This window comes from Rhodococcus sp. EPR-147, assembly GCF_001647185.1.
Lineage (GTDB): Bacteria > Actinomycetota > Actinomycetes > Mycobacteriales > Mycobacteriaceae > Rhodococcoides.
In genome coordinates this window covers 1-7,665 of sequence record NZ_LVCU01000240.1, presented here as the reverse complement: position 1 = coordinate 7,665, position 7,665 = coordinate 1, and the positions used below count along the sequence as shown (strand labels likewise).

The window sequence follows — 7,665 nt, the reverse complement described above, 5'->3', positions numbered from 1 at the left end:
ATGCCGTCGCGCCACCTCGCCGACCTGGACAAAGAGGGTCTGCGGGATGCGGTGAAGGCGCTCGGTCTACCTGCGTTTCGCGCCGATCAGCTGGCCCGGCACTACTACGGGCGTCTCGAGGCCGACACCACCAAGATGACCGATCTTCCGGCCGAGGCCCGCGAAAAGGTCGGTGCCGATCTCTTCCCCACGCTGCTGACGCCGATCAAGCACCTGGCATGTGATGACGGTGACACTCGCAAGACCCTGTGGAAGGCCAACGACGGGACCTTGCTCGAGAGCGTTCTGATGCGGTACCCGGATCGGGCCACTCTGTGCATCTCCAGTCAGGCCGGCTGCGGAATGGCCTGTCCCTTCTGCGCGACCGGCCAAGCGGGTCTGACGAGGAACCTGTCGACGGCCGAGATCGTCGACCAGGTACGTTCGGCTGCAGCCGACCTGCGCGACGGCGTGGTCCACGGGGGTGAAGGTCGACTGTCGAACGTGGTCTTCATGGGGATGGGCGAGCCCCTGGCGAACTACAAGAGGGTCGTCTCCGCGGTGCGCAAGATCGTCTCGCCCGCACCCGACGGACTCGGTCTCTCGCAGCGCTCGGTGACGGTGTCGACGGTCGGTCTGGCACCGGCAATCCGCAAGCTGGCCGACGAGGGACTGTCGGTGACGCTGGCGGTGTCGTTGCACACGCCCGACGACGAACTCCGCGACACGCTGGTGCCCGTGAACAACCGTTGGTCGGTGGCAGAGGTGTTGTCGGCGGCAAGGTACTACGCAGACCAGACCGGTCGTCGTGTCTCGATCGAGTACGCAATGATCCGAGACGTCAACGACCAGCCGTGGCGAGCAGACATGCTGGGCAAGAAGCTGCACAAGGCACTCGGCTCACGAGTTCACGTGAACCTGATCCCACTCAATCCGACTCCGGGTAGCGAATGGGACGCCAGCCCGAAGCCGGTGGAGCGAGAGTTCGTCCGACGGGTGATTGCGCAGGGCGTCTCGTGCACCGTCCGAGACACCCGCGGTCAGGAGATCGCCGCAGCGTGCGGTCAGCTGGCAGCCGAGAACTGACTCGGTTGCTAGCGGGGCTTGCGGCGGACGACGATGTCTCGCACCACGAGCCCGACCAGCATCGCTGCGAATCCGATCAACCACAGATCCTCGACCTTGCCGGTGTGGTTGCCGATCATCATGAACAGCAGGAACACGGCTACGACGATGGCGGCCACCCGCATCGCGCGATTCGATTCACCACTCCACCCCCACTCGGCGGACGGCACGTCCGGCACCTCGTTGCGGGTATCGACGACCGGGTCGTACGAAGCGGATTCCAGTTCGGTATTTGCCACCGGTCGGTCCTCTCGGGTGATGAATTCTCGAAGTCGTACTTCACGAGGCGTCGAGCCTGCGCGTTCGGACAATATTGGCATACGACCGCCCGTCGTAGCCATCAGGGTTGTGTGCTCACCCGGCGCGACTGCCGACTTCGGTGAGAGACTGCGGCGGTGACGTCCGAGCGCCTTCCGCATCCACTGACCCAGTTTCCGCTGAGCTACCCCCGAGACATGGTGGGGTACGGCCGCACGCCGCCGCACGCCCAGTGGCCGGGTCAGGCCAACATCGCCGTCCAGTTCGTCCTCAACTACGAGGAGGGTGCGGAGAACAACGTCCTCGACGGTGACACCAAATCCGAGACGTTCCTCTCGGAAATGATCGGGGCACAAGCCTTTCCGAATCGGCACATGAGCATGGAGTCGCTGTACGAGTACGGCTCGAGGGCAGGCGTGTGGCGGGTGCTGCGGGCGTTCGAGAAGCGCGACCTACCCCTGACGGTGTTCGCTGTCGCGAAGGCCATGGCACGAAACCCGGAAGTGGTTGCCGCACTGTCGGAATTGGGTCACGAGATCGCCTGCCACGGTCTGCGGTGGCTGTCCTACCAGCAGATCGACGAGAACGTCGAGCGCGAGCACATGGCCGAGGCCGTGGCCATCCTTCAGGGCCTCACCGGCTCGGCCCCGCTCGGGTGGTACACCGGACGTGACTCTCCGAACACCCGGTCGCTCGTCGTCGAGCACGGCGGCTTCGTGTACGACTCGGATTCCTACGCCGACGATCTTCCCTACTGGGAGAAGGTCTCTCGTGGCTCCGAGATCGTCGATCACCTGGTGGTGCCGTACACCCTCGATACCAACGACATGCGTTTCGCGTCGCCCGGAGGGTTCTCGACCGGAGACGAGTTCTACGCGCATCTACGGGACGCGTTCGACGTGCTGTACGCCGAGGGGGAGAACGGCAGCCCCAAGATGCTCTCGGTCGGACTGCACTGCAGGCTGGTGGGCAGACCGGCTCGTATCGCCGCCCTCGAGCGTTTTCTCGATCACGTTCAGTCTCACGACAAGGTGTGGGTGGCCAAGCGAATCGACATCGCCGAGCACTGGCGCGCAGTGCACCCACCCTCCTCCTGACTCAGCGCGGCGACCGGCACGCCGACGCCAGCGCCGTCAGATAGCGGTCGGTGAACAGGGCCTGCACCCGCTTGCCCACCGGACCGCCGAGCCTGGTGTACCAGCGGCCGGGGTTCGAGAACGCGGTGATGTGCGCGGAGACCGTCCCGTCCTCGGGGGAGTAGTCGACGTAGAAGAGTTCCTCGCCGGACTCGGGATGGCCGTCCAGGGTGCCGTAGGCGAAGCCCTGTCGGTTGGCTTCGTCGATGACGTAGACGACACGGCAGGGGATGCGGACGGGCCCGAGCGTGAGAACGACCACGGCGTCGGGGACGGCGTTGTCGGCGTCGGAATGGACCTTCAGTCCGGTGCCGCGGTGCATGTCCCAGCGCATCAGCGTGTCGGCTGCGGCCACGAAGTCCTCGAGTCCGGATCCGATCACCCGCGATTTCTCGACGTGGTGGTAGCCGGACGGGAGCCTGCCGCTCGTTGCTCCTACGTCGACGTAGTTGAACGATGCCGCGCGATACTTCGAGACGTCCATGCCCTCCAGCGTGCCAGCTACGGCGGCACATAGGGGTTTCTCAGCCTCGGTAGGCAACAATGGACCGGTGCCAGACCATCGTGAGCGAACGACCTCCTCGGATCGTCCCGAGCCGATTCGAGTGTTGCTGTTGGGCAGCACCGGCTCGATCGGAACCCAAGCGCTCGACGTCATCGCCACCGACCCCGACCGTTTCGTCGTCGTCGGTCTTGCTGCGGGCGGTGGAAACATCGAGCTACTTCGCCGTCAGATCGCCGAGACCGGTGCTCGACGCGTGGCCGTGGCCGACCCCGCCGCTGCCGCCGAGCTCGACTTTCCCGGGGTTCTGAGCGGGCCGCGCGCGGTCACCGAGCTCGTCGAGTCCACGCAGGCGGACGTGGTGCTCAACGCACTGGTGGGCTCGCTCGGTCTCGAGCCGACGTTGGCGGCGTTGAAGACCGGAGCGCGGCTGGCGTTGGCGAACAAGGAATCTCTGGTCGCCGGCGGGGAACTGGTGCTCGCTGCCGCCGCACCGGGACAGATAGTTCCGGTGGACTCGGAGCACTCGGCGCTGGCGCAGTGCCTGCGCAGTGGCCACCGAAGCGAGGTGGATCGACTGATCCTGACCGCATCGGGCGGACCGTTCCGTGGGTGGAGCGAAGCGGAACTGAAGTCGGTGACGCCTGCCCAGGCCGCGGCTCATCCGACCTGGTCGATGGGTCCGATGAACACGTTGAACTCGGCAACCTTGGTCAACAAGGGCCTCGAGTTGATCGAAGCGCATCTGCTGTTCGGGGTGCCGTACGACAAGATCGACGTCACCGTGCATCGGCAATCCATCGTCCATTCGATGGTGACGTTCGTGGACGGATCCACCATTGCCCAGGCCAGCCCGCCGGACATGAAGCTTCCGATCGGGTTGGCGCTCGGGTGGCCCGATCGAGTTCCCGATGTTGCGCGTGCACTCGATTTCACTTCAGCGTTCTCCTGGGACTTCGAGCCACTCGACGATCGAGTGTTCCCCGCCGTGCAGCTGGCCCGCGAGGCCGGAATCATGGGCGGGTGCACGACGGCGGTGTACAACGCGTCCAACGAGATCGCGGCCGAGGCGTTCCTCGCCGGGCGCATCGAGTTCCCGCAGATAGTGCAGACGGTGCGCGCCGTCGTCGATGACGGCAGTGGACAATGGTCGACGGTGCCGACCGACGTGGACGACGTCCTCGCGGCGGATTCCTGGGCTCGCGCACATGCGAGTGAGCTCCTGAAACAGAAGGGCCTCTGAGTTACATGCTGTTCGCTCTGGGTGTGGTGCTGTTCGCCGTCGGCATCGGTGTGTCGATCGCGCTGCACGAGGCAGGACACATGTGGACCGCGAAAGCGCTCGGCATGAAAGTCCGCCGGTACTACATCGGGTTCGGCCCCAAGATCTTCTCCTTCCGACGCGGCGAGACCGAATACGGCCTCAAGGCAATTCCGGCCGGCGGATTCTGCGACATCGCCGGAATGACGGCGATCGACGAGCTCGCACCCGACGAGGTCGAGCGCGCGATGTATCGCCAGAAGACGTGGAAGCGGATCGTCGTCATGGTCGGCGGCATCGCGATGAACTTCGTACTGGGAATCGTGCTGATCTATGCGCTCGTTCTCGGGTGGGGCACGCCCGATCGGGTCACTCCGACCACGACTGTCCAGGGTGTCGGCTGCGTCGGAACGACGCAGACACCGGACGGTGAGATCGCCGATTGCTCGGGTGACGGTCCGGCCGCCGCGGCAGGGCTGCGTGAGGGCGACATCATCACAGCGGTGGACGGCACCCCCACGGAGGTCTGGTCGGATGCGGTTCTTGCCATTCAGGCCTCCACCGGCTCGGTCGAGCTGACAGTGGATCGCAACGGTGCTTCGCAGACCATCACCGTCCCGGTCACACAGGTTCAGCGATACGTCGTCGATCCCGACACCGGAGCGAGGGAATCGACGACGGTCGGGGCGGTGGGTGTCACCGGGGGTCCGCCACCGAACATCACGTACAACCCGATCGAGGCGGTGCCGGAGACGTTCGCTTTCACCGGCGACATCTTCGTACAGACCGGCAAGGCACTCGTGCAACTGCCGACCAAGGTGCAGGCGCTGTGGGAGTCGATCTTCGGCGGTGAGCGTGGCCTCGACACCCCGATGAGCGTCGTCGGTGCCAGTGTCATCGGTGGTCAGGCAGCGGAGACGGAGAACTGGGCGACGTTCATCGGGTTGCTCGCGTCGTTGAATTTCTTCCTCGGGGCGTTCAACCTCGTGCCGCTGTTGCCGCTCGACGGTGGCCACATCGCCGTGACCATCTACGAGCGCATTCGCAACATCTTCCGAAACCGCCGTGGCCTACCGGACGGCGCGCCGGTGGACTACATGAAGCTGATGCCGGTCACTTACGTGGTCATCGTCGTTTTCATCGGGTTCTCCTTGTTGACACTCACGGCGGACATCGTCAACCCGATTCAATTGTTCTAAGTAGACTCGTCAGTCGTAGCTAGGAAAGAAGGCCACTGTGTCCGTGTCAGTCGGATTGGGAATGCCGGCACCGCCGGTACCGGTACTCGCGCCGCGTCGAAAGACCAGGCAGCTCCAGGTCGGGTCGGTGGGAGTGGGCAGCGACAGCCCCATCTCGGTGCAGTCCATGTGCACCACCAAGACCCACGACATCAACGCCACTCTGCAGCAGATCGCCGAACTGACGGCGTCGGGCTGCGACATCGTGCGTGTGGCATGCCCCACACAGGACGACGCGGATGCGCTGTCGATCATCGCCAAGAAGAGTCAGATTCCGGTGATCGCCGACATCCACTTCCAGCCCAAGTACATCTTCGCCGCGATCGATGCAGGATGCGCCGCTGTGCGCGTCAACCCGGGGAACATCAAGGAATTCGACGGCCGGGTCAAGGAAGTCGCCAAGGCCGCCGGTGACGCGAACATTCCGATCCGCATCGGCGTCAATGCCGGTTCGCTCGATCCTCGCCTGATGAAGAAGTACGGCAAGGCGACACCGGAGGCCCTCGTGGAGTCCGCGCTGTGGGAGGCGGGTCTGTTCGAGGAACACGGATTCGGTGACATCAAGATCTCCGTCAAGCACAACGACCCCGTCATCATGGTCGCCGCGTACGAGCAGCTGGCCGCGCAGTGCGACTACCCGCTGCACCTCGGTGTCACCGAGGCCGGCCCCGCTTTCCAGGGCACCATCAAATCCTCGGTGGCCTTCGGCGCACTGCTGTCTCGTGGAATCGGCGACACCATCCGCGTGTCCCTGTCGGCTCCGCCGGCCGAGGAGATCAAGGTCGGTAACCAGATTCTGCAGTCGCTCAACCTGCGTCCCCGCAAGCTCGAAATCGTCTCCTGCCCGTCGTGCGGACGCGCGCAGGTCGACGTGTACACCCTCGCCGACGAGGTCACCGCAGGCCTGGAGGGCATGGAAATTCCGCTGCGCGTTGCCGTCATGGGATGCGTCGTCAACGGTCCGGGCGAGGCGCGCGACGCCGACCTCGGCGTGGCGTCGGGCAACGGCAAGGGCCAGATCTTCGTCAAGGGCAAGGTCATCAAGACCGTGCCCGAGGCGCAGATCGTGGAGACCTTGATCGAGGAAGCAATGCGCATCGCCGAGGAATTCGAGAAGGATGAGACCGCAGACGGCGGCGCTCCGGTGGTGACGGTCAGCTGAGCAGGATCGATCCGGTCGGTGTCCGGTTTGCCGCTCTGCCACCGAGGGAACAGGTTCTCTGGAATGATTCGCTACACGCTCGGTCGGTGTGTATGCGGTAGGTGGGTCAGGAGGTCGGCAGGTGCTCAAGCTCCTCGGTGCGAAGCCTCTCGGTAATCGGGACGTTGCGCATGTCTTACGGGTGCTCGATGCCGACCCGGTTGCCACCTGCATGGTCGCCGCGAGGGTGCAGGAATCCGGACTGGATCCGAGGTCGTTTCACGGTGAGATGTGGAGCCGGGGCGGACCGGACGAGTCATTGTGCTTCTACGGAGCCAACCTCGTCCCTCTGCTCGGATCGAGTGACGATCTGCGGTCGTTCGCCGACCGCGCGTGCCGCGGTCCACGGCTGTGTTCCTCACTGGTCGGACGAGCCGAACTGACACTGCCGCTGTGGGAGATGCTCGAAACCGACTGGGGCCCGGCCCGGGAAGTTCGTGGTGAGCAACCGCTGCTGGCCACGTCGGTCCGATCGTCGGTCACCCCCGATCCACACGTACGTCTCGTTCGCCCAGAGGAACTGGACGTGTATCTGACTGCGGCCGTGGCCATGTTCATCGAGGAAGTCGGAGTCGACCCGAGGCAGAACGACGGCGGCCGCGGATACCGGCGACGGATCTCGAGTCTGATTGCCGCGCAGCGTGCGTGGGCTCGATTCGAGGACGGTCGGGTGGTGTTCAAGGCCGAGATCGGGTCGCAGTCGGCGACGGTGGGGCAGATCCAGGGGGTATGGGTTCACCCCGATCGGCGTGGGCACGGTCTCGGTGCGTCCGGTACCGCAGCGGTGGTGAATTCGGTGGTCCGCCAGGGCCGCACCGCAAGCCTCTACGTCAACAGTTTCAACTACGTCGCCAGACGGGCGTACGCGAAGATCGGTCTGACCCAGGTGGCGACCTTCACGACCGTGCTCCTCGACTAGATCGGCCGTCGCTCGAACGGGTTGTGCCGAACCGCGATTCGTTGCC

General features: G+C 64.8%; 8 protein-coding genes. 6 read left to right on the top strand and 2 right to left on the bottom strand.

Features of this window, described 5'->3' with window-relative positions; translation table 11 throughout:
- On the top strand, positions 1–1,065 hold a 1,065-nt coding region (rlmN, locus tag A2J02_RS11680; protein ID WP_068050274.1), incomplete at its 5' end, for a 23S rRNA (adenine(2503)-C(2))-methyltransferase RlmN.
- 8 nt (positions 1,066–1,073) lie between these two features.
- Here rlmN and A2J02_RS11675 read toward each other — a convergent pair.
- The gene (locus tag A2J02_RS11675; protein ID WP_068050271.1) at positions 1,074–1,343 is read right to left on the bottom strand and encodes a DUF2631 domain-containing protein; all 270 of its coding nucleotides are present in this window, start codon (positions 1,341–1,343) and stop codon (positions 1,074–1,076) included.
- 216 nt (positions 1,344–1,559) lie between these two features.
- Here A2J02_RS11675 and puuE point away from each other — a divergent pair, with 216 nt between their 5' ends.
- Positions 1,560–2,459, top strand: coding sequence for an allantoinase PuuE (gene puuE / locus A2J02_RS11670; protein WP_068050278.1), 900 nt, complete (start codon positions 1,560–1,562; stop codon positions 2,457–2,459).
- A 1-nt stretch (position 2,460) separates the two neighbouring features.
- Here the strand turns inward: puuE and A2J02_RS11665 are convergent, their stop codons facing one another.
- Positions 2,461–2,982: a DUF1990 family protein gene (locus A2J02_RS11665; RefSeq protein WP_068050280.1), complete on the bottom strand. Its 522-nt coding sequence runs from the start codon at positions 2,980–2,982 to the stop codon at positions 2,461–2,463.
- On the opposite strand from A2J02_RS11665, the gene dxr reads away from it, so the two are divergent.
- The 4 genes from dxr (at position 2,981) to A2J02_RS11645 (ending at position 7,619) form a co-directional block, all read left to right on the top strand.
- Positions 2,981–4,243, top strand: a complete 1,263-nt coding sequence (gene dxr / locus A2J02_RS11660; RefSeq protein ID WP_306437466.1) for a 1-deoxy-D-xylulose-5-phosphate reductoisomerase — start codon at positions 2,981–2,983, stop codon at positions 4,241–4,243. The two genes, A2J02_RS11665 and dxr, sit on opposite strands and share 2 nt — an antisense overlap.
- A gap of 5 nt (positions 4,244–4,248) precedes the next feature.
- Entirely contained in the window at positions 4,249–5,460 is a 1,212-nt protein-coding gene (locus A2J02_RS11655; RefSeq protein ID WP_068050266.1) for a M50 family metallopeptidase, read from the top strand.
- Between the two features lie 61 nt (positions 5,461–5,521).
- A complete protein-coding gene (gene ispG, locus A2J02_RS11650) occupies positions 5,522–6,661 on the top strand; it encodes a flavodoxin-dependent (E)-4-hydroxy-3-methylbut-2-enyl-diphosphate synthase (RefSeq protein ID WP_068050276.1) in 1,140 nt (379 codons plus the stop codon).
- A 121-nt stretch (positions 6,662–6,782) separates the two neighbouring features.
- A complete protein-coding gene (locus A2J02_RS11645; RefSeq protein WP_068050264.1) occupies positions 6,783–7,619 on the top strand; it encodes a GNAT family N-acetyltransferase in 837 nt (278 codons plus the stop codon).
- The last annotated feature ends 46 nt before the right edge of the window (positions 7,620–7,665 follow it).

Coding starts and splice junctions, on each gene's coding strand:
- A2J02_RS11655 (WP_068050266.1), top strand. CDS start 4,249: ATGCTGTTCGCTCTGGGTGTGGTGCTGTTCGCCGTCGGCATCGGTGTG.
- ispG (WP_068050276.1), top strand. CDS start 5,522: ATGCCGGCACCGCCGGTACCGGTACTCGCGCCGCGTCGAAAGACCAGG.
- dxr (WP_306437466.1), top strand. CDS start 2,981: ATGCCCTCCAGCGTGCCAGCTACGGCGGCACATAGGGGTTTCTCAGCC.
- A2J02_RS11665 (WP_068050280.1), bottom strand. CDS start 2,982: ATGGACGTCTCGAAGTATCGCGCGGCATCGTTCAACTACGTCGACGTA.
- puuE (WP_068050278.1), top strand. CDS start 1,560: ATGGTGGGGTACGGCCGCACGCCGCCGCACGCCCAGTGGCCGGGTCAG.